This window comes from Streptomyces bikiniensis, from assembly GCF_000716625.1.
Lineage (GTDB): Bacteria > Actinomycetota > Actinomycetes > Streptomycetales > Streptomycetaceae > Streptomyces > Streptomyces bikiniensis.
In genome coordinates, this window is record NZ_JNXJ01000050.1 from 1 (window position 1) to 20,891 (window position 20,891).

Consider the following 20,891-nt stretch of genomic DNA (forward strand, 5'->3'; position numbering starts at 1 on the left):
CGCTCCACCCGCCCCCTCCTCCTCGCCCTCGGCGGCTACGCCGCCACCCGCGTGATCGGTCTCGTCGTCCTCGCGACCGCCGCCGCCGCGACCGGCGAGGACGGGCTGCACCGGCTCAAGGGCCGCTGGGACTCCGTCTGGTACGTGCGGATCGCCGAGCACGGCTACGGGTACGAGACCGTCCTCCCTAACGGTGACGTCCACTCCGACCTGGCCTTCTTCCCGCTCCTCCCGCTCCTGGAGCGCGGCCTGTCCGCCCTACTGCCCCTCGACGCGGCCGGCGCCGGGCTCCTCGTCTCCTGGACCGCCGGTCTCGTCGCCGCCTGGGGGATCTTCACGTGCGGCGCCCACGCCTTCGGGCCGCGGACCGGCGTCCTGCTCGCCGTCCTGTGGGGCGTGTACCCGACCGCGTTCGTGCAGTCCATGGCGTACACGGAGACCCTCTTCACCGCCCTCGCCGCCTGGTCCCTGTACGCGGTCCTGCGCGACCGCTGGATTCTCGCCGGCCTCCTCTGCGCCGCCGCCGGGCTCACCCGCCCCACCGCCGCCGCCCTGATCGCCGCCCTCGGGACCGCCGCCCTCGCCGCCCTCGTACGGGACCGCCGGCTGCCCGCGCGGACGCTGGCCGGCGTGCTGCTCGCGCCCCTGGGCTGGCTCGGGTACATCGTGTACGTGGGGGTACGGGAGGACAGCCCCACCGCCTACTTCGAGGTCCAGGCCGCCTGGGGCAACTCCATCGACGGCGGCCTCGCGCTCGCCCGGTTCGTCGCGGGCCTGCCCTGGCCCGCCGCCCTCGGCCTGACCGCGGCCCTCGCCCTGCTCGGCGGGCTCGTCGCCCTCTGCGTACGGCAGCGGCAGCCCCTGCCCCTGCTCGTGTACACGATCGGCGTCGTCCTCGTCTCCCTCGTCGGCGCCGCCTACTTCGGCTCCCGGCCGCGCCTGATGATGCCCGCGTTCGGCCTGTTGCTCCCGCCCGCCGCGGCCCTCGCGCGCCTCCGGCCCCGCACCGCCGTCCCGGTCCTCGCCGGCCTCGCCCTCGCCTCCGCCGCGTACGGCGCCTTCACCCTCCTGGGGTCGGGGCCTCCGTAGGACCTCCCCGCCCCGGACCCTCCGTGAGGTCCACGCGCACGCGTACCCCCGCCCCCACCCCCCACCCCGCCAGCGCGCCCGCCTCCGCCTCCAGGACGTGCCGGGCGCGCGGCCGGACCATGCCCAGCCGGCCCGGCCGCATCGTGACCACGGACAGGACACGGAACGAGCGGTCCAGGTACGCCACGTCGATCGCGAACCGCATCCCGAAGGTGTGCACGCTGTTCGTCCGGACGATCAGCAGCGCCCCCGCCACCCCGTCACGGCCGAGCAGCCCCCGCCGCCGCGCCCGGTACGACGCCGCCACCTCCAGGGGAACCTCCGCTGGTCCCCCCGGCACCACCAGCGACCCCGCCCCGTCCGTCCATTTCCCCATGCGCCAGACCGTAGTCCCTTCCTCTCTCTAGGGTCTGCCCGTGGACGTCTCGCTGCTGATCGCCTTCGCCGCCCTGTGGGGCGCCGCCACCGGGCTGCTCGTCCCGCGGGCCGCCCACCGGCTCTCCGTGGAGCCGGAGGAGCCGTGGCGGGACCGCTGCCCCGCCGGGCACGTGTTCGCGGGCCCCGCGGGCGGCTGGCTCGGCGGGCCCGGCCGGGGGGAGTGCGCGACCGCCGCCCCGCTCGCGACCCCGCTGCTCACCGCCCTGGTCTGCGCCGCGCTCGCCGCCGCCACCGGCACGCCCCGGCCCGAACTGGCGGTCTGGCTGCTCGCCGCCCCCTTCGCCGTCCTCCTCGCCCGGGTCGACGCCCGCGTCCACCGGCTCCCGGACGGACTGACCCTGCCGCTCGCCGCCGCCCTGCCGCTGCTCCTCGGGGCCGCCGAGCTCCTCCCGCACGACGCCGGGTCCTGGCTCCACGCGCTGCTCGGCGCGCTCGCCCTCGGCGGCGGCTACCTGGTGCTCTTCCTGGTCAACCCGAGCGGCCTCGGCTTCGGGGACGTGAAGCTGGCGCTCCCGCTGGGCGCGGCCCTGGGCTGGTACGGCTGGGGGGTCCTCTTCGCCGGGGCGTTCGCCGGCTTCCTCGCCGGCGCGGTGTACGGCCTCGGTCTGGTCCTGCTCCGGCGGGCCGACCGCTCCTCCGCGATCCCCTTCGGCCCCTCCATGCTCGCGGGCGGACTGCTCGGCCTCCTCCTCGGCGCGTTCACCGCCGTCCCGTGAGGGACCGTCCCCGCGTCAACGTCGCGCCCCCGCCGCCCGGTCCCCCCTGGGAGGGACGGAACCCCGCCGCCACGCCGGGGCGTAAACCCGCCACGGAGCCCCACAGCCCTTGTCCCGCCCGGGATCCGGGGATGTGCGGGCGGGACTTCGGGCGCGCGTGGCGCGCGGGACGACTAATGAAGGGTTATGGTGGAAACCCCCCCTCGGGCCGGTCCGTATCCCCCCCACGGACCGGCCCGTTTTTCGTCTCCGGCCAGGTGACGTCTTTCGTCCCCGGCCAGGTGACGTCAGCCGGGGGACGTCAGCCGGGCGACGTCAGCCCCGGCCGGCCCAGATGTTCGTGCCCGCCGTGTCCACCGCGAACGAGTCGATCTCCGCCAGCTCCCCGTCCGTCAGGGGAGCGCCGCCGAGCGCGGCCACGTTCTCCTCCAGCTGGGCGACGCTGGACGCGCCGATCAGCGCCGAGGTCATCCGCGGGTCCCGCAGCACCCACGCCAGCGCCAGCTGCGCCAGGGACTGCCCGCGCCGCTCCGCGATGTCCGCGAGGCCGCGCAGGCGCCGCAGCACCTCGTCGGAGAGCAGGTTCGGGTCGAGGGACTTGCCCTGGGTGGCCCGCGAGCCCTCCGGGATGCCCTTCAGGTACTTGTTGGTGAGCAGGCCCTGCGCCAGCGGCACGAAGGAGATGCAGCCCATGCCGGCCGCCTCCAGGGTGTCGAGCAGCCCGTCCTCCTCGGTCCAGCGGTTGATCATCGAGTACGAGGGCTGGTGGATCAGGGCCGGGACGCCCATCTCCTTCAGGAGCCGCGCGGCCTCGGCGGTCTGCTCGCTGTTGTAGGAGGAGACGCCGACGTACAGCGCCTTGCCCTGCTGGACGGCGGAGGCCAGGGCCCCCATCGTCTCCTCCAGCGGGGTCTCCGGGTCGAAGCGGTGCGAGTAGAAGATGTCGACGTGGTCGAGGCCCATCCGGCTCAGGGAGGCGTCGAGCGAGGACAGCAGGTACTTGCGGGAACCCCACTCGCCGTACGGGCCGGGGTGCATCAGATAACCGGCCTTGGTCGAGATGACCAGCTCGTCCCGGTAGGGGGCGAAGTCCTGGGCGAAGAGCTTGCCGAAGTTCAGCTCGGCCGAGCCGGGCGGCGGCCCGTAGTTGTTCGCCAGGTCGAAGTGGGTGACGCCCAGGTCGAAGGCGCGGCGCAGGATCGCGCGCTGCGAGTCGAGCGCGCGGTCGTCGCCGAAGTTGTGCCAGAGGCCGAGGGAGACCGCCGGGAGCTTGAGTCCGCTGCGGCCCGTGCGGCGGTACTCCATGGTGTCGTAGCGGTCCGCGGAAGCGCGGTACGGGGAGGAATCAGTCACGTATCTCTGCTTATCACGGACTTGTGACCGTCCCGGACTGGGAGCCCGCAGCCCCCGCGCAGTAGTGTGGCCGCCTGCGGACCGCCGATGCCTGGGGTCCGTCGCTGCACAGAGGGGTAAAGAACGGTGAACCTGCGCGACCTGGTGTACGGGCTCTACGCACGCCGGGTGGAGGGCCGTCTCGACCACGCCCAGGTGCCCAAGCACATCGGGGTCATCCTCGACGGGAACCGGCGCTGGGCCAAGGCGTCCGGCGGGACCCCCGAGCAGGGACACAAGGCCGGCGCGGACAAGATCCAGGAGCTGCTCGGCTGGTGCGCCGAGACCGACGTCGAGGTCGTCACGCTCTGGATGCTCTCCACGGACAACCTGAACCGGCCCGAGGAGCAGCTCGTCCCGCTGCTCGGCATCATCGAGAACGCCGTGCGCGCGCTCGCCGCCGACGGCCGCTGGCGGGTCCACCACGTCGGCACGATGGACCTGCTGCCCGCCCGCACCCAGTCCGTCCTGAAGGAGGCCCAGGAGGCCACCCAGGAGAACACGGGGATACTCGTGAACGTCGCCGTCGGCTACGGCGGCCGCCAGGAGATCGCCGACGCGGTCCGCTCCCTGCTCCTGGAGCACGCCGAGCGGGGCACGAGCTTCGAGGAGCTCGCCGAGATCGTCGACGTCGAGCACATCTCCGAGCACCTCTACACGCGCGGCCAGCCCGACCCGGACCTGGTGATCCGCACCAGCGGCGAGCAGCGGCTCTCCGGTTTCATGCTCTGGCAGAGCGCCCACTCCGAGTACTACTTCTGCGAGGTCCACTGGCCGGCCTTCCGCAAGGTCGACTTCCTGCGGGCGCTGCGCGACTACGCCGCCCGGCACCGGCGCTACGGGACCTGACGCACTCCCGCCACCCCGGTCGGAACCGATCACCTCGTGTTCACGAACACGTCGTCATATGCCATGGCATGGCAGAGCTCGTTCGAGGGCATATCCCTGGTGAAGTGAGCGGCACGGAGACCGCCACCCGGGAGGCCCCTTGCACCAGGACGACCGTGCGGGACACGCACGGGAGACGTGGAGGGCCGTGGTTCGGCCCGCGCACCGTGGCCCGAACCCGGTCCCATCCCGCAGCGACACCGGTTCCGTCGCGCCCCGACCTCGCAAGGGTCTTCAGAGGGGGTCTGTCCTTCCGTGGTGACCAGCACGAAGCGCCGCCTTTCCGACCGGCGCACCTATGTTCTCGACACCAGCGTCCTGCTGGCCGACCCCAACGCCGTGTCCCGTTTCGAGGAGCACGAGGTGGTGCTCCCGATCGTCGTGGTCACGGAGCTGGAGGCCAAGCGGCACCATCCGGAGCTCGGCTACTTCGCCCGGCAGGCCCTGCGCCTGCTCGACGACTTCCGGGTCCGGTACGGACGCCTCGACGCCCCCCTCCCCATCGGGGACCTGGGCGGCACCCTGCGTGTCGAACTCAACCACTCCGACCCCGGCGTGCTGCCCGCCGGCTACCGGTTGGGGGACAACGACTCACGGATCCTCGCGGTCGCGCGGAACCTCCAGGCCGAGGGGTACGACGTCACGGTCGTCTCCAAGGACCTGCCGCTGCGCATCAAGGCCTCCTCGGTCGGGCTCCTCGCCGAGGAGTACCGGGCCGAGCTCGCCATCACGGACGCCAACGGCTGGACCGGCATGTCCGACCTCGCCCTCTCCGCCGACCAGGTGGACCTGCTCTACGACCAGGAGACGCTGTACGTGCCGGAGGCCGCCGAGCTCCCGGTCCACACCGGCCTGGTGCTCCAGTCCGAGCGCGGCAAGGCGCTCGGCCGGGTCACCGCCGAGGGGAACGTGCGGCTCGTCCGGGGCGACCGGGAGGCCTTCGGGCTGCGCGGCCGCAGCGCCGAGCAGCGGATCGCGCTCGACCTGCTCCTCGACCCGGACGTCGGCATCATCTCCATGGGCGGCCGGGCCGGCACCGGCAAGTCCGCGCTCGCGCTCTGCGCGGGCCTGGAGGCGGTCCTGGAGCGCCGGCAGCACCAGAAGGTGATGGTCTTCCGCCCGCTGTACGCGGTCGGCGGCCAGGAGCTGGGCTACCTGCCGGGCAGCGAGGCCGAGAAGATGAGCCCGTGGGCACAAGCCGTCTTCGACACGCTGTCCTCGGTCGCGAGCCGCGAGGTCGTCGAGGAGGTGCTCGGCCGGGGGATGCTGGAGGTCCTGCCGCTCACCCACATCCGGGGCCGCTCCCTCCACGACGCCTTCGTCATCGTGGACGAGGCCCAGTCCCTGGAGCGGAACGTCCTGTTGACCGTTCTGTCCCGGATCGGGGCGAATTCGCGGGTCGTGCTCACCCATGACGTCGCCCAGCGCGACAACCTCCGGGTGGGCCGGTACGACGGAGTCGTCGCCGTGGTCGAGAAACTGAAGGGGCATCCGCTCTTCGCCCACGTCACCCTCACCCGCTCCGAGCGCTCCCCGATCGCCGCGCTCGTGACGGAGATGCTGGAGGACGTTCAGATCTGACCGTTTCGTACCTTTGTGTACGCGTACGGCAGTTGGCGCCGCCCGGCAGAGCGCAGGAGCTTAGCCGGGCGGCGCCGCCGTGTCCGCCACATCCGCCAAAACACCTGCTCCATTCGCGATGTGAGCTTTCACACGCAACACAGAATTGCCTTGCGGCATCGCCGTCCGGCAAAGTCTTGCTTCCGTCAGGCCCCGCGTACGGCACCCGTGCACCCCCAGGGGAGCGCACCGCACAACTCAACAGACGCCGCCGTACGCCGCCCACAGCACCACGGGCCCGTGTCTCCTGTGACCCCGTACGTCGGAGACCAGTGCCAGGGGCAAGATTTCGCCCGTGTGGTCACCTGTGCGGGCGATGCTGGAAGGAAACCGTGTGAGCCGGATCTCGGTCCGGGGATTCGCGGTGGCTTCGGCCACTGCGGTCACCACCGTCGGCGCCGTCGTCGGCGTCGCCTCGGGCAACGCCGCGCAGCCCGCCGACGACAACTTCGAGGCCGCCGCCGCCGACACCACGCTGCTCGCGGACATCCCCGCGGGCGAGCAGGCGCAGGTGCAGGTCTCGTCCCTCGCGGAGCAGGCCTCCGTCCAGGCCGCCGCGGCCGACACGGCCGCGAAGAAGTCCGCGGAGGAAGCGGCCCGCATCCGCGCCGCCAAGGACGCCGAGGCCAAGAAGGAAGCGGCCGTCAAGGCCGAGGCGGAGGCCAAGGCCAAGGCCCAGGCCGAGAAGGAGCGCAAGGCGAAGGAGGAGGCCGAGCGCGCCAGCCGCTCCGCGACCCGCGACGTCTCGTCCTTCACCGCCCAGGCCTCCTACACCATCGCCGAGGTCAAGGCGATCGCCCGCCAGATGGTCCCGGCCTCCCAGTTCCAGTGCTTCAGCACCATCGTGGACCACGAGTCCAGCTGGAACTACCGCGCCACGAACCCCTCCTCCGGCGCCTACGGCCTCGTCCAGGCCCTGCCCGGCACCAAGATGAGCTCGGCCGGCGCCGACTGGCGGACCAACCCCGCCACCCAGATCAAGTGGGGCCTCAACTACATGAACGACCGCTACGGCAGCCCGTGCGACGCCTGGGCCTTCTGGGAGAACAACCACTGGTACTAGTACCGGTTCCCGACCCCGCGGAGCCCCTCGCCGTCCCACGGTGAGGGGCTCTTCGCGCGCGGGCGTGTAGGTTCGGGGATCCACGGGCACCCGGGGAGCTACCGGGAAGAGCGGGCGGGGGAAGAGGGAAGAACATGTCGAGAGTGCCAGGGTGGCTGAACCGGCTGGGCGAGGGCCTGAGCCGCGTCGGCCGACGACTCGACGAGCGCAGGGCCGAGGCGGAACGGGACGACGAACCCGACCAGCCGTACGGGAGAACCGGCGGGGCCGCCCCCGCACGGCCCGAGACCGCCCCGGACACCCTCGCACCCCTCCCTCCCGAGCCGCGGAACGCGCCCGCGGAACCCGGCCTCTCCGTCCCCGCGCCCCCCTCGTACGCGCCGGCCGTCGCCGCCCGCCCCGATCCCGCCGCCGCGATCCCCTGGGGCATGCGCGTGGCCGCCGAGGCGGGCTGGCGCCTGCTCGTCCTCGCCGGGACGGTCTGGGTCCTGATGAAGGTGATCAGCTCCGTACAGCTGGTCGTCCTCGCGTTCGTCGCCGCGCTCCTCGTCACCGCCCTGCTCCAGCCCACCGTGGCCATGCTGCGCCGCAAGGGCCTGCCCCGCGGCCTCGCCACCGCCGTCACCGCCGTCTCCGGCTTCGTCGTGATGGGCCTGGTCGGCTGGTTCGTGGTCTGGCAGGTCATGGACAACATCGACAACCTGTCCGACCAGGTCAAGGACGGCATCGAGGAGCTCAAGCGCTGGCTCCTCAACAGCCCCTTCCACGTGACCGAGCAGCAGATCAACGGCATCGCCAAGAACCTCAGCGACTCCGTCGGCGCCAACGCCGAGCAGATCACCCAGGTCGGCCTCCAGGGCGTCACGGTCGTCGTCGAGACGATGACCGGCATCCTCCTCGCCATGTTCTCGACGCTCTTCCTGCTGTACGACGGGAAGAAGGTCTGGGAGTGGACGCTCAGGCTGGTGCCCGCCCAGGCCCGGCCGGGCGTCGCGGGCGCCGGGCCGCGCGCCTGGCGCACCCTCACCGCCTACGTGCGGGGCACGGTCCTCGTCGCCCTCATCGACGCCGTCTTCATCGGCATCGGCCTCTACTTCCTCGACGTGCCGATGGCCGTGCCGCTCGCCGTCTTCATCTTCCTCTTCGCCTTCATCCCGCTGGTCGGCGCCGTGGTCTCCGGCGCCCTCGCCGTCGTCGTCGCCCTCGTCACCAACGGGGTGTTCACCGCCCTGATGGTGCTCGTCGTCGTCCTCGCCGTGCAGCAGATCGAGGGCCACGTCCTCCAGCCGTTCATCCTCGGCCGCGCGGTGCGGGTCCACCCGCTGGCCGTCGTCCTCGCGGTCGCCGCCGGCGGCCTGACCGCCGGCATCGGCGGCGCCGTCGTCGCCGTCCCGCTGGTCGCCGTCGCCAACACGGCGGTCGGCTACCTGCGCGCGTACAGCACCGAGCAGGCCCTGCGCAGCACGCCGGAGCCGCGCGGGGCGACCGCGTACGAAGTGGCCCCGACGCCGGCCCCGGGCGCGGCGCGGGGCGAGCGGGAGGACGCGTGATCTCGGAACCGGAGCTGGTGGGCGGCACGGGCTTCGAACCGCCCGAGGTGCTCACCGAGGCCCGGCCGCCCCGGGCCCGCCGGCCCTGGCCGTGGGCGCTCGGCGGCGCGGTGCTCGCCTCGGCGGTCTGGGGCGCCGGGCTCTACGCGTACGAGCGGGGGAAGCCGGCGGGGCCGGACCTCGCCGGGTACCGGCACGTGGAGGACCTCTGCGGGGCGGCGCGCCTCGCGGCGCTCGCCGGCGTCCTGGGCGAGCGGCGGGAGGACCGCACCCCGCCCGTGGTGAACGAACCGGCGATCAGCGAGACGGGGTGCGAGGCCGGCTTCGGTCCGCCGGAGGCCGAACAGACCGTCGGCATCACGTACACCCTGCACAAGGTGGTCGACCCGGGGCCGGAGTTCGAGGCGCGGGCGCGGCAGTCCGGCTTCCTCGCGGAGGTCGACGGCATCGGTGAGCAGGCCTTCTTCGACGACATGGAGGAGGAGGGCGGCCGGCTCCGGGTCCTCGACGGACAGGCCGAGTTCCAGATCGGCATCCACCGGCAGAGCCACGGGCCGAACGGGGAGCCGGTCCCGTCCGGACCGCTGATCGACCTCTCCGGGATCGAGGTCCCGATGACGCAGGACCTGCTCGCCCTGATGGCCGGGCTCAAGAAGTGACGGAAGGGCCCCGGGGCGGAAAGCCCCGGGGCCCTTCTCGTACGGTGCGCGGTCAGGCCTGCTCGGCGAGGACCGCTTCCGCGTCGAGGGTGACGCCGACCGCCTGGATCACGGCGGCGATCTTGACGGCCTCCTGGATGGTGGCGCGGTCGAGACCGGACTGGCGCAGGACCTGCTCGTGCGAGTCCAGGCACTGGCCGCAGCCGTTGATCGCGGAGACGGCCAGCGACCACAGCTCGAAGTCGACCTTCTCCACGCCCGGGTTGCCGATGACGTTCATCCGCAGACCGGCGCGCAGCGTCCCGTACTCGGGGTCCGACAGGAGGTGCCGGGTCCGGTAGAAGACGTTGTTCATCGCCATGATCGCGGCGGCGGACTTGGCGGCCTGGTACGCCTCGGGCTTCAGGTTCTCCCGGGCCTCCGGCTCCAGTTCCCTGAGCACCTTCGGCGAGCGCGAGGCGATCGCGCAGGCGAGGACGGTGCCCCACAGCTGCTGCTGCGGGAGGTCGCTGTTGCCGATGACCGAGCCCAGGTTGAGCTTCAGGTCCTTGGCGAAGTCCGGTATGGCGGCCTTGAGTTCATCGAGAGCCATGTCGGATCACTCGCCCGAGAGGAGCTTGACGGGGTCGAGCGTGGTCTCGCCCTTGTTCCAGTTGCACGGGCACAGCTCGTCGGTCTGCAGGGCGTCCAGGACCCGCAGGACCTCCTTGGGGTTACGGCCGACGGAGCCGGCGGTCACCATAGTGAACTGGATCTCGTTGTTCGGGTCCACGATGAAGACGGCGCGCTGGGCGAAGCCGTCCTCGCCCTCGACGCCGCAGTCCCGCATCAGCTCGTGCTTGGAGTCCGCGAGCATCGGGAAGGGCAGGTCGCGCAGGTCGTCGTGGTCCTTGCGCCAGGCGTGGTGCACGAACTCGGAGTCGCCGGAGACGCCGAGGATCTGGGCGTCGCGGTCCGCGAACTCGTCGTTCAGCTTGCCGAACGCGGCGATCTCGGTCGGACAGACGAAGGTGAAGTCCTTCGGCCAGAAGAACACCACGCGCCACTTGCCCTCGTAGGACTTGTGGTCGATCTGCTCGAACTCCTTGCCGCTCTCCAGCGACACGCAGGCGGTCAGGTCGTAGGTGGGGAACTGGTCACCGACAGTGAGCACGCGCTCTCCTTGCAGCAGGGAAACACCCTTTTTGAGGGGTTTCCATGAGGGTTGGACGGATCCACAGCATGGCACGGAGTGCATTGATCAGTGAAATAGCTAGAGTGGGTCGTGTTGATCGAAGGTGGTTATCAGTGGCATCCCCGTACAGCCCTCCGCACGTCCCGCACCGCACCAAGCAGCCCAGCCTCTCCCAGCTCAGAGCGTTCGCGGCGGTCGCCGAGCATCTGCACTTCCGTGACGCGGCGGCCGCCATCGGCATGAGCCAGCCCGCGCTCTCGGGCGCGGTTTCGGCACTCGAAGAGGCACTCGGTGTCCAGCTCCTGGAGCGTACGACGCGGAAGGTGCTGCTCTCGCCCGCCGGGGAGCGGCTCGCGGTGCGGGCGCGGACGGTCCTGGACGCGGTGGCCGGGCTGATGGAGGAGGCGGAGGCGGCCCGGGCCCCGTTCACCGGGGCGCTGCGGCTCGGGGTGATCCCGACCGTCGCCCCCTATCTGCTGCCGACCGTCCTGCGCCTGGTCCACCGGCGCTACCCGGAGCTCGACCTCCAGGTCCACGAGGAGCAGACCTCCTCGCTCCTGGAAGGGCTCGCCGCCGGACGGCTCGACCTGCTCCTGCTCGCCGTGCCGCTCGGGGTGCCCGGCGTCACCGAAGTGCCCCTCTTCGACGAGGACTTCGTCCTGGTCGCCCCGGCCGGGCACCCGCTGGCCGGACGGGACGACATCCCGCGCGAGGCCCTGAAGGAGCTGCGGCTGCTGCTCCTGGACGAGGGGCACTGCCTGCGCGACCAGGCCCTCGACATCTGCCGCGAGGCCGGGCGCGCGGACGGCGCCGAGGTCACCACCACCGCGGCCGGCCTCGCCACCCTGGTCCAGCTCGTCGCCGGCGGCCTCGGAGTGACCCTGCTGCCGCGCACCGCCGTCACGGTCGAGACCGTCCGCAACACCGCCCTGGGGACGGGCCGCTTCGCCGAACCGGCCCCCTCGCGCCGGATCGCCCTCGCGATGCGGACGGGCGCGGCCCGGCAGGCCGAGTTCGAGGAGCTGGCGCGGGCGCTGCGGGGAGCGATGGAGGAGCTGCCGGTACGCGTGGTGGGCGGCGGTTCCTGAGACCCCCCGGCATCAGGAACCGCCGCCCGTACCCGTACGCGCGACCGGCTTCGTACGTGCGGTCGACGGGTTACTCCGTGCGCAGCCCGTCCGCGCGCATCAGCCGCCACAGGGCCGGCAGGCTCAGCAGCGTCACCAGCGCGATCAGGGCGGCGCCGATGCCGACCACGGGCAGGAACACCCACCAGTCCTGGACCTGTTGCCCGCCCGCCTTCAGCAGGACGACCCCGAGGCCGAGCCCGCCCGCCACGGCGAGCGCGAGGCCGAGGGCGATCGGCACCGCCGTCTGCCACAGCACCGACCAGCTCAGGGTCGAGCGGCGGGTGCCGAAGGCGACGAGCGAGGAGAGCAGCCGCTTGCGGTCCCTGAGCTGTTCCAGGGTGGTGACCAGGAGCGAGGCCGCCACCAGGAGCATCGTCAGGGTGGAGCCGACGAGGATGCCGGTGCGGACGCTGGAGAAGGCCGCGTCGACCTCGGTGTCCTTCAGGTCCTTCACCCAGGCGGTCGGGTCGATCGCCGCCGCCGTGTTCCGCGCGCGGTCGGCGGCGTCGGGCACGGCCGGGTCGAGCCGGATCACGCTCTGCGCGTAGGACTCGCCGAGCAGGCCCGTGTCGACCGCCGACGGGGTGGCGAGGACGCCGTACTGGTACATGCCCGTCGGGTCGGGGCGGGAGTCCACGGTCTTCGTGCCGGCGGGGAGCTTCCACAGCGGCGGCGGGGCGTCCGCGGGCCGCCCCTCCGGCCCGTCCTCCGGCGGGTGCGGGTCGCGCAGGGCGACCGTGGCGCCCGCCCGGGCGACCGCGGTGATCCGCTCGTCGTCCGGGCCGCCCTGCGCGCCGTGCGCGAGGACGACGAAGACGTCGCCGTCCCGGCAGGCGGGCAGGGCGGCGAACTCCCGGAGGGAGGCGCAGTCGCCGACCCGGAGCGGCGTCGCCGGGGCGGAGTCCCTGCCCTTCTCCAGGGGACCGGGCCGCCAGGCGTGCGCCTCGACGACGGACATCGCCTCGGCGACGCCCTCGGTCCGCGCGAAGCGGGCGTTGATGGCGCGGGCCTCGTCGAAGGTCTTCCCGTGGACGCCGAAGGCGATCTGGGCGCGGGACGAATCCCCGCCGGTCGGCAGCGTGAAGTCCTTCTCCATCGCCTGGAAGAGCATCTGGAGCGCGATGGCGCCGGTGGCCGCGACGACGATGCCGCTGACCGCGCGGGCCGCCGTGCCGCTGCTCAGCTGGAGCCTGCGGACGGCCAGCTGCCAGGCCACCGGGCCCGTGTGCAGCCGTTTCACCCCGGCCTCGACCAGCCACGGGAGCAGCGTGGTCAGACCGATCAGGAAGAGGACGGTGCCGGTCACGACGGGCACGGTGTCGATGCTGGTCTCGGTCACCGAGACCCGGCCCATGAGCGGGACGAGCAGGGCGGCGCCGGCCGCCAGGAGCAGCAGCCGCCACCACAGCCGGCGGCGGCGCGGCGCGGAGGCCCGGACGACGCCGAGCGGTTCGATCGCCACCCCGCGCAGCGCGACGAGGGTGACCACGACCGAGGCGACCGGGACGGTCACGAGGGCGAGGGCGGCGAGGGCGGGCAGCGGTACGACGTCGGAGGGGAAGGCGTTGACGTCCCAGATGGTGAAGGAGCCGGCGAACTGCCGGGCCACCGCGAAGAGTCCGGCGCCGACCAGGAGGCCGAGGAGCGCGCCCGCCAGGGACTCGCCGGCCGCGATCCGCCGGGTCATGGGGGCGTCCGCGCCGACCAGCCGCAGCGCCGCGAGCCGCCGGTCGCGCTGCTCGCCGCCGAAGCGGACGGCGGTCGCGACGAAGACGAGCACGGGCAGGAGCAGGACGACGCAGGCGACGACCACGAGCAGGATCAGGAAGGCGTTCATCGGCTCCTCGGGCACCGACCAGCCGAAGCGCTCGCCGCGCCCGTCGGGGTTGCCGGTGTCGAGGAAGTCGACGTGGGCGACGTACCGCAGCTCGGCCGGGCCGATGAGCCCGTCCTTGCCGAGGGTTCCGGCCACCTCGTAGGGGAGCCGTTCCCTGAGCAGGGCGCCCTCGGGGGAGTCGAGCAGGTCGCGGAGCGCGGGGGAGAGCAGCATCTCGCCGGGCCGGGGGAACGCGGTCGCGCCCGGGGGGAGCGGGGGCGCGTCGCCGTCGGGCTGCAGCAGCAGCGCGGAGACGACGTTGTCCCGGTAGGTGGTGGCCCGGTCGAAGTAGCGAAAGGTGTCGGGCCGGGGGCCGGTGACCTCCCGGCTCGCGTCGACGGCGCGGACCGACTCCCGCACCTCCCGCTGAAAGAGCATGTGGGGCAGGGAGGCGGCGAGCAGCAGCAGCGCCACGCCGAAGCCGACCCCGGTCGCGGTCAGCAGGGTGCGCAGCAGGCCGGGGCGCCCTCCGGAGACGGCGAACCGGGCGCCGAGGGCCAGGTCGCGGGCCCAGACGCGGAGCTTCATGCCGCCCACTCCGCGTCCCGTACGCGCCCGTCGCGCACGACGATCTCGCGGTCCGAGTAGGCGGCGACCCTGGCCTCGTGGGTGACGAGGACGACGGCGGCGCCGGTGTCCCGGGAGGCCTCAGTGAGCAGGCTCATGACCCGCTCGCCGTTGAGGGAGTCGAGGGCGCCGGTCGGCTCGTCGGCGAAGATCACCCGCGGGGCGGTGACGAGCGCGCGGGCGACGGCGACGCGCTGGCCCTGGCCGCCGGAGATCTCCCCGGGGCGCTTGGCCGCGACGCCGTCGACCTCCAGGCGGGCGAGCCATGCGACGGCCCTGGCCTCGGCGGCCCTGCGCTTCTCGCCGTTGAGGCGCAGCGGGAGGGCCACGTTCTCCGCGCAGGTCAGCTCGGGGACGAGCTGGCCGAACTGGAAGACGAAGCCGAAGTCGGTGCGGCGCAGGGAGCTGCGCTCGCGGTCGGAGAGGGCGGTGAGGTCGCGCCCGTCGTAGGCGATGGTGCCGGCGTCGGGGCGGACGATCCCGGCCAGGCAGTGCAGCAGCGTGGACTTGCCGGAGCCGGAGGGGCCCATGACGGCGACGACCTCGCCGGCCCGCAGGGAGAAGTCGGCGCCCGCGAGCGCCGGGGTCGGCCCGTAGGCCTTGTCGAGGCCGGTGGCCCTCAGGAGCGGTGCGGAGGTCATCGGCGGGCCGTCCCTTCCGGGTGCCCCGGGGTGCGCGCGGTCACCGGCGGACCTCCTCGGCGAGCCGGTCGAGCCGGGCGGCGGTCAGTTCCAGCCAGCGCAGGTCCGCCTCCAGGTGGAAGAGGGCGTGGTCGCAGATGAGCTGGTCGGCGAGGTCGCCGTCCTTCTTGCGCCGGGTGAGCTCGCGCATCAGGCGCAGGTGCTCGGAGCGCTGGGCGTCGAGGATGCCGTCGGCCCCGCGTCCGGTCAGGAGCGCGAGGACGACCTTGGTGTAGAGGGTGGACTGGAGGTACGGCTCCGGCTTCTCGGGGGTGGCGAGCCACTGGGCGACATCGGTGATGCCGGCCTCGGTGATGGCGTACCGCTTCCGCTCGGGGCCGCCGCCCGCCTCGACGCCGTCGACGACCACGAGGCCGTTCCTCAGGAGCCGGGACATGGTCGAGTAGACCTGGCCGTAGTGGAGCGGCCGGTCGTGGCCGAATCTGTCGTCGAAGGCGCGCTTGAGGTCGTAGCCGTGGCGCGGACCGGACTCCAGGAGCCCGAGAAGGGTGTGACCGATGGACATGCCGGTCACTGTACATGGTGTGTATACCTGCGATGTATAGCGATCGGCCGGGCGGTCGCCGACAAGCGGAATGATCCCTTCGCGCAACCGTTCGCCGCGTACGGGCGTCGGTTCCTCTGGGCGTGGGTGCTGATTCTCACGTCCTGAAAAGACGTGATCGGTCTCCTATGTCCGTCCTGTCGGTGTTAGCTTGCTGAGCTGATCCGGCACGCACGGCACGCGCCGGAGCGCCGGGGGCCGGGACACACGACGAGCGGAGCGACGGGACACATGGGCGGACCTGACACGGGCAAGGCGAGGAAGAGCGGCATACGCCGCCTCTTCTCCTGGAAGAAGCTCCTGGGCACCTTCTTCGTGTGCTGCCTGCTCGGCATGGGCGCCCTGTACGTCGTCTACCTCATGGTCCCGGTGCCGACGGCCAACGCCGAGGCGACGATGCAGAGCAACATCTACAAGTACGCCAACGGCAAGATCCTCGCCCGCACCGGCGAGATCAACCGCGAGATCGTCGGCCTCGACAAGATCCCCGAGCAGGTCCAGAAGGCGTTCGTCGCCGCCGAGAACAAGACCTTCTACAAGGACAACGGCGTCGACATCAAGGGCACCACCCGCGCCGCCTGGTCCACCGTCACCGGCAAGGGCAAGCAGGGCGGCTCGACCATCACCCAGCAGTACGTCAAGAACTACTACCTGAGCCAGGACCAGACGGCGACCCGCAAGCTCAAGGAAATGGTCATCGCCCTCAAGGTCGACCAGAACATGAGCAAGAACGAGATCCTCGCCGGGTACATGAACACCAGCTACTACGGGCGCAGCGCCTACGGCGTCCAGGCCGCCGCCCGCTCGTACTACGGCGTCGACGCCTCCCGGCTCACCACCGCCCAGGGCGCCTACCTCGCCGCCCTGCTCCAGGCCCCCAACCAGTACGACTGGACCTCCGCGAACGACACCGGCCGCAAGCTCGTCGAGCAGCGCTGGAACTACGTCCTCGACAACATGGTCGAGGAGGGCTGGCTGCAGCCGTCCGAGCGCGCCGGCATGAAGTTCCCCGTGCCGCAGAAGCCCAAGCCGCTCCCCGGCATGGAGGGCCAGACCGGCTACCTCGTCGAGGCCGCCAACCAGGAGCTGATGCGCCGGGGCGTCAGCGAGGAGGACATCAAGGCCGGCGGCTGGACGGTCACCCTCAACATCGACGAGAAGAAGCAGAAGGCCCTCGTCAAGGCCGTCGACAGGAAGCTGGAGGCCAAGCTCGACCGCAAGGGCAACGAGAAGCACGCCGTCGTCCAGGCCGGCGCCACCTCCGTCGACCCGAAGACGGGCGCGGTCGTCGCCATGTACGGCGGCGTCGGCGCCACCGAGCACTGGATCTCCAACGCGACCCGCCGCGACTACCAGCCCGCCTCCACCTTCAAGCCGATCGTCCTCGCCTCCGCCCTGGAGAACCGCTCGGAGACCCAGGACGGACGCCGGATCGGCCTCGGCACGGTCTACGACGGCACCAGCAGGCGCCCCGTCGAGGGCAGCGACATCCCCTTCAAGCCGCAGAACGAGAACGACCGGAACTACGGTCCCATCACGGTCCAGAAGGCCACCAACAGCTCGGTCAACTCGGTCTACGCCCAGATGATCGTCGACGTCGGCCCCGCCAAGGTGAAGAAGACCGCCCTCGCCCTCGGCATGAAGGACGGCGAGGACTTCCCCGAGGCCCCCGCGATCTCCCTCGGCGTCATGAACGCCTCGACCCTGGACATGGCCGGCGTCTACGCCACCCTCGACAACCACGGCAAGCTGGTCACCCCGACCCTGGTGAAGTCCGCCGGGCACAAGGACCGCACGGTCCGCGGCGCGAACGCGATCGGCGGCCAGGTCGTCTCCCGCGAGAGCGCCGACACCGTCACCAAGGCCATGACCGGCGTCGTGCGCAGCGGCTCCGGCACCCGCGCCGCCGGCGACTACGCGGCCGCCGGCAAGACCGGCACCTCGGAGAACAACCGCTCCGCCTGGTTCGTCGGCTACACCCCCGAACTCGTCACCGCCGTCGGCCTCTTCGGCGAGGACACCAAGGGCAACCAGGTCACCCTGACCAACACCATCAACGAGGGGCGCGCCAACGGCGGCGGCGTCCCCGCCCAGATCTGGGGCGACTACACGACCCGCGCCCTGAACGGCGGCTCCGACGCCCGGTTCGACCTGGAGACCGACGGCGCGGACGCGGTCGAGCCGGACCCCAGCCGCACCACCGGGGCCCCCGAGGAGCCCACGGACGAGCCGACCACGGCCTCGCCGGGCACCACGACCCCGCCGGCGACCGAGCCCGCCACCACCCCGCCGACCCGGACGAGCGACCCGGCCACCACCCCGCCGACGCCCACCCAGGAGCCGACGACCGACGAGCCGTCCCCGCCGCCCTCCATCGAGCCGCCCGACGGCGGCGGCACCGACCCGGAGCCGAGCGGCGACGGAACCGGCAGGCCCGTCCGCCCGACGGCACCGCGCTAGCCGCACGGAGACATGTGGAAGGCCGGACCCCTCAGAGGGTCCGGCCTTCCGCGCGTCCGGGCACGTGCCCCGCTCAGGTGCGGGTCGCCAGCTCGAACCAGACCACCTTGCCGCCCGAGAGCCGGGTCGCCCCCCAGCGCCGGGCCAGCCGGTTCACCAGGAACAGGCCGCGTCCGCCCTCGTCCGTGTCCCGCGCCCGCCGCTGCCGGGGCAGCTGCGGCGAGTCGTCGCCGACCTCGCAGCGCAGCACGTCCGTACGGAGCAGCCGCAGCGTCACGGGCCGCTCCGCGTACCGCACGGCGTTCGTCACGACCTCGCTGATCAGCAGCTCCACCGAGTCCGTCAGCTCCTCCAGGTCCCAGCGGGCCAGCGCCCGCCGGGCGAGCCGCCGGGCACGGCCCGGAGCCGCGTCCTCCGGATCCAGGAACCAGTACGCCACGTCGCTCGGCGCGATCCCGTCGAACCGGGCCGCGAGCAGCGCGATGTCGTCGTCCCGGTCACCCGGACCCAGCATGTCCAGGACGTCGTCGCAGAGCGCCTCCAGCGGGGGCGAGTGGTCGGGCCCGGTCAGCTGCGCGGTCGCCGCCAGGCGCTCCCGCAACTGCTCGATCCCCGTCCACACGTCCCGCAGCCGCGACTCCACCAGACCGTCGGTGTACAGCAGCAGCGTGGCACCGGCCGGGGCGTCCAGCTCGACCGCCTCGAAGTCCACCCCGCCCACCCCGATCGGCGCGCCCGGCGGCACCCGCAGCACCTCCGCGCGCCCGCCCAGGTGGAGCAGTATCGGCGGCGGATGGCCGGCGTTCGCCACCGTGATCCGGTGCGAGACCGGGTCGTACACCGCGTACAGGCAGGTCGCCATCCGGTTCTCGCCGAGCCGCTGCGCCTGCTCGTCCAGGTGGTGCAGGACCTCCTGCGGCGGCAGGTCGAGCCCGGCCAGGGTCTGCGCGGTGGTGCGCAACTGGCCCATGATCGCCGCCGAGGTCATGGAGTGGCCCATGACGTCGCCCACGACCAGGGCGACCCGGCTGCCGGGCAGCGGGATCGCGTCGTACCAGTCGCCGCCCACCCGGGCCGTCTCGGCCGCCGGCAGGTAGCGCGAGGCGAGCCGCACCCCGGTCGGCTGCGGCAGCGAGTCCGGCAGCATCGTCCGCTGGAGCTCGTCCGCGATGTACGCCTCCCGGCCGTACAGGACGGCCTTGTCGATGCCGAGCGCCGTGTGCGTGGCCAGCTGCGCCGCCACGAGCAGGTCGTTCGGCTCGAACCCGGCCCGCTCCGGGCGGCGCAGGAACACGGCCGCGCCGATCACCCGGCGCCGGCCGCGCAGCGGAGCCAGTATCGCCCGCAGCCCGCCGGGCAGCGGACGGTCGGTGCCGAGCAGCTCGGTCAGCGCCTCCCGGGCGGCGGCGGAGTCGCCGAAGACCGGCCGCACCCCGCGCAGCACCTCGGCCAGCGCTCCTCCGGACCGCACCTCGCAGAGTTCGGCCGCGGGGGTCGGATCAGGCTCCGGTACGAGCACCAGCTCCTCGGACTCCGGGTCCGTTAACCGCAGCCGGTCCGTCCGGCGCAGCCGCAGCACGAACGGCGCCACCGGGCGCTCGTCGCCCACCGGCAGCGGATCGCGCAGGTAGACCAGGATCTCGTCGGAGAAGGTCGGCACGGTCGCCCGGCACAGGCCGAGCACGATCTCGTCCAGGTCGATGCCGCGGGCGATGCGGCGGGTCGCCGCCCCGACGAACCGCAGCCGCTCGCCCTCCCGCCGCACCGAGGGGCCCCCGCCGCCGGACGGCTGCGGGGAGACGGCGACGGCCACGGCGCCGGAGGCGCCCGGGGCGCCGGCCCCGAGGGGCGCGGCGGGCGCCGGGGGCACGCCGGGAGCCGCCGGGGACTCCGTACCGGAGACCGCCGCTCCGCCCGGCTGGGCGGGCACGTCGGGCAGGCCGGCCGCCGCCGCCTGGCGGGGGCGCGCGCGTTCCTGCGGCCGGGCAGCCAGGGGCTGCCGGCCTTCGTGGGAGGTGGGATGCTCCGTCACGCGTGGGATTCCGTCCGTCCGGGCCGGTGGTGCGATGCACTCGCTCTTCTCGCCGATGCCGCGCCTTCGGCGGGGATAAACCCCTCGTATGCAGCGGATGCGGACGCTCCGCGAGTCGCGGCGACGACGGGGGTCGGAACACCCGGGCAGACGTCCGGCACTGCTCTCCCCCTCGTGGGTGACTGGCGGTCAGGTCCAGTGTGCTGTTCGGTCGCTGACGTACTGTTCGGTAGGTCCGACGTGCTGTCCGATCCGTCTCCGACGTGCGGAGGACGATCCTACGTTTGAACCCCGGGGGTGCATCAAGGGTCTCACGGACCGGTGTGCGCCGGGGTGCGATCCCAGTCCGCCGGCAGTTCCGGGACCCGCCAGGCCGGATCGGGCCGCCAGTGCTCCCAGCCGTCCGAGAACGGCGCCCCCCACTCCTGGATCCGCTCCACCGCGCGCCGCCCGGCCTCCCGCACCCCGGCCGCCTGCTCCGGGCCCATCAGGCCGGACCGCTGGGCCTGCGCGAACTCGTCCTCGTCCCGCCACAGCCAGCTGCGGTCCGGGTAGACGGAGATGTCGAGGAAGTGGTCCTCGGAGTCGACGCCGCCGGACCAGCGGGTCCGCGGCTCCTCCAGGTTCACGTACCAGCTGCGGAAGCGCCAGCCGCGCTCCCAGAACAGCCACACCGACCACGGCTCGCCGGGCCGCGCCAGCTTCAGCACCCCGCTGCCCGCCCAGCGGGCCCGCTCGGTGGTCCGGGGCGCGGTGTAGCGGGTGGCGAGCGGTTCGTCGTGGACGGAGGTGCCGTCGGCGAGCACGGGCCGGACGCACTCGGTGCCGGGCGCCATCCAGACCGCGAGCAGCTCGGGCGTGTCCTGGACGACCGTCACCGGCCGGCAGATGTGCACGGCCCCGGTGCCGTTGCCGCGGTAGCGCCAGAGGACGTGGTCCCCCGGCGCCCAGTGCTGAGAGGCGTCCGATCCTGTCATGCGCAGATCTTAGGG

At 72.9% G+C, this 20,891-nt stretch carries 18 protein-coding genes; 9 read left to right on the forward strand and 9 right to left on the reverse strand.

The window, feature by feature from the left end; all coding sequences use genetic code 11:
• A partial coding sequence (locus tag OO47_RS28765) for a membrane protein (protein WP_033210643.1) occupies window positions 1-1,089 on the forward strand: 1,089 nt, incomplete at its 5' end.
• Here OO47_RS28765 and OO47_RS28770 read toward each other — a convergent pair.
• A complete protein-coding gene (locus OO47_RS28770; RefSeq protein ID WP_051716166.1) occupies window positions 1,061-1,465 on the reverse strand; it encodes a DUF192 domain-containing protein in 405 nt (134 codons plus the stop codon). The two genes, OO47_RS28765 and OO47_RS28770, sit on opposite strands and share 29 nt — an antisense overlap.
• A 40-nt stretch (window positions 1,466-1,505) precedes the next feature.
• On the opposite strand from OO47_RS28770, the gene OO47_RS28775 reads away from it, so the two are divergent.
• On the forward strand, window positions 1,506-2,243 hold the full coding sequence (locus tag OO47_RS28775) for a prepilin peptidase (protein ID WP_030217235.1): 738 nt from the start codon (window positions 1,506-1,508) through the stop codon (window positions 2,241-2,243).
• A 315-nt stretch (window positions 2,244-2,558) separates the two neighbouring features.
• Here OO47_RS28775 and mgrA read toward each other — a convergent pair whose 3' ends face one another.
• Window positions 2,559-3,596 carry an L-glyceraldehyde 3-phosphate reductase gene (gene mgrA, locus OO47_RS28780; RefSeq protein ID WP_030217238.1) on the reverse strand — a complete coding sequence of 346 codons (1,038 nt, stop codon included), beginning with the start codon at window positions 3,594-3,596 and terminating at the stop codon, window positions 2,559-2,561.
• 126 nt (window positions 3,597-3,722) lie between these two features.
• Here mgrA and OO47_RS28785 point away from each other — a divergent pair, with 126 nt between their 5' ends.
• The 5 genes from OO47_RS28785 to OO47_RS28805 all read left to right on the forward strand — a co-directional run bounded on the left by OO47_RS28785 (window position 3,723) and on the right by OO47_RS28805 (window position 9,415).
• On the forward strand, window positions 3,723-4,484 hold the full coding sequence (locus OO47_RS28785) for an isoprenyl transferase (protein WP_030217240.1): 762 nt from the start codon (window positions 3,723-3,725) through the stop codon (window positions 4,482-4,484).
• 294 nt (window positions 4,485-4,778) lie between these two features.
• Entirely contained in the window at window positions 4,779-6,104 is a 1,326-nt protein-coding gene (locus OO47_RS28790; RefSeq protein WP_030217242.1) for a PhoH family protein, read from the forward strand.
• A gap of 373 nt (window positions 6,105-6,477) precedes the next feature.
• The gene (locus OO47_RS28795; protein WP_030217244.1) at window positions 6,478-7,206 is read left to right on the forward strand and encodes an aggregation-promoting factor C-terminal-like domain-containing protein; all 729 of its coding nucleotides are present in this window, start codon (window positions 6,478-6,480) and stop codon (window positions 7,204-7,206) included.
• Between the two features lie 134 nt (window positions 7,207-7,340).
• Window positions 7,341-8,756, forward strand: a complete 1,416-nt coding sequence (locus tag OO47_RS28800; RefSeq protein ID WP_030217247.1) for an AI-2E family transporter — start codon at window positions 7,341-7,343, stop codon at window positions 8,754-8,756.
• On the forward strand, window positions 8,753-9,415 hold the full coding sequence (locus OO47_RS28805; protein WP_030217250.1) for a hypothetical protein: 663 nt from the start codon (window positions 8,753-8,755) through the stop codon (window positions 9,413-9,415). Before OO47_RS28800 ends, OO47_RS28805 begins: the two co-directional genes overlap by 4 nt.
• A gap of 52 nt (window positions 9,416-9,467) precedes the next feature.
• Here the strand turns inward: OO47_RS28805 and OO47_RS28810 are convergent, their stop codons facing one another.
• Both OO47_RS28810 and OO47_RS28815 read right to left on the reverse strand, forming a co-directional pair.
• On the reverse strand, window positions 9,468-10,007 hold the full coding sequence (locus OO47_RS28810; protein ID WP_030217252.1) for an alkyl hydroperoxide reductase: 540 nt from the start codon (window positions 10,005-10,007) through the stop codon (window positions 9,468-9,470).
• Window positions 10,008-10,013: 6 nt separating this feature from the next.
• Entirely contained in the window at window positions 10,014-10,568 is a 555-nt protein-coding gene (locus OO47_RS28815; RefSeq protein ID WP_030217254.1) for a peroxiredoxin, read from the reverse strand.
• 134 nt (window positions 10,569-10,702) lie between these two features.
• Between OO47_RS28815 and OO47_RS28820 the strand changes: the two genes are divergently transcribed.
• A complete protein-coding gene (locus tag OO47_RS28820; protein ID WP_051716168.1) occupies window positions 10,703-11,677 on the forward strand; it encodes a LysR substrate-binding domain-containing protein in 975 nt (324 codons plus the stop codon).
• Window positions 11,678-11,747: 70 nt separating this feature from the next.
• Here OO47_RS28820 and OO47_RS28825 read toward each other — a convergent pair whose 3' ends face one another.
• From OO47_RS28825 to OO47_RS28835, 3 genes are read right to left on the reverse strand one after another with little or no spacing between them, the layout of a single operon-like run.
• The gene (locus tag OO47_RS28825; protein WP_030217260.1) at window positions 11,748-14,123 is read right to left on the reverse strand and encodes an FtsX-like permease family protein; all 2,376 of its coding nucleotides are present in this window, start codon (window positions 14,121-14,123) and stop codon (window positions 11,748-11,750) included.
• Window positions 14,120-14,803 (reverse strand): ABC transporter ATP-binding protein, encoded by a 684-nt coding sequence (locus OO47_RS28830; protein ID WP_030217263.1) that lies wholly within the window; start codon window positions 14,801-14,803, stop codon window positions 14,120-14,122. Before OO47_RS28830 ends, OO47_RS28825 begins: the two co-directional genes overlap by 4 nt.
• A gap of 40 nt (window positions 14,804-14,843) precedes the next feature.
• Window positions 14,844-15,368: a PadR family transcriptional regulator gene (locus OO47_RS28835; protein ID WP_030217266.1), complete on the reverse strand. Its 525-nt coding sequence runs from the start codon at window positions 15,366-15,368 to the stop codon at window positions 14,844-14,846.
• Window positions 15,369-15,638: 270 nt separating this feature from the next.
• Between OO47_RS28835 and OO47_RS28840 the strand changes: the two genes are divergently transcribed.
• On the forward strand, window positions 15,639-17,867 hold the full coding sequence (locus tag OO47_RS28840) for a transglycosylase domain-containing protein (protein ID WP_030217268.1): 2,229 nt from the start codon (window positions 15,639-15,641) through the stop codon (window positions 17,865-17,867).
• 73 nt (window positions 17,868-17,940) lie between these two features.
• Here the strand turns inward: OO47_RS28840 and OO47_RS28845 are convergent, their stop codons facing one another.
• Both OO47_RS28845 and fomD read right to left on the reverse strand, forming a co-directional pair.
• Complete coding sequence (locus tag OO47_RS28845) at window positions 17,941-19,899, reverse strand: ATP-binding SpoIIE family protein phosphatase (RefSeq protein WP_030217270.1); 1,959 nt, start codon at window positions 19,897-19,899, stop codon at window positions 17,941-17,943.
• 311 nt (window positions 19,900-20,210) lie between these two features.
• Window positions 20,211-20,876 carry a cytidylyl-2-hydroxypropylphosphonate hydrolase gene (fomD, locus tag OO47_RS28850; protein ID WP_030217271.1) on the reverse strand — a complete coding sequence of 222 codons (666 nt, stop codon included), beginning with the start codon at window positions 20,874-20,876 and terminating at the stop codon, window positions 20,211-20,213.
• Between the last annotated feature and the right edge of the window lie 15 nt (window positions 20,877-20,891).

Excerpts from the sequence above, each read along its gene's own strand:
- OO47_RS28800 (WP_030217247.1), top strand. The coding sequence starts at position 7,341 with ATGTCGAGAGTGCCAGGGTGGCTGAACCGGCTGGGCGAGGGCCTGAGC.
- fomD (WP_030217271.1), bottom strand. The coding sequence starts at position 20,876 with ATGACAGGATCGGACGCCTCTCAGCACTGGGCGCCGGGGGACCACGTC.
- OO47_RS28810 (WP_030217252.1), bottom strand. The coding sequence starts at position 10,007 with ATGGCTCTCGATGAACTCAAGGCCGCCATACCGGACTTCGCCAAGGAC.
- OO47_RS28770 (WP_051716166.1), bottom strand. The coding sequence starts at position 1,465 with ATGGGGAAATGGACGGACGGGGCGGGGTCGCTGGTGGTGCCGGGGGGA.
- OO47_RS28840 (WP_030217268.1), top strand. The coding sequence starts at position 15,639 with ATGGGCGGACCTGACACGGGCAAGGCGAGGAAGAGCGGCATACGCCGC.
- OO47_RS28830 (WP_030217263.1), bottom strand. The coding sequence starts at position 14,803 with ATGACCTCCGCACCGCTCCTGAGGGCCACCGGCCTCGACAAGGCCTAC.
- OO47_RS28825 (WP_030217260.1), bottom strand. The coding sequence starts at position 14,123 with ATGAAGCTCCGCGTCTGGGCCCGCGACCTGGCCCTCGGCGCCCGGTTC.
- OO47_RS28835 (WP_030217266.1), bottom strand. The coding sequence starts at position 15,368 with ATGTCCATCGGTCACACCCTTCTCGGGCTCCTGGAGTCCGGTCCGCGC.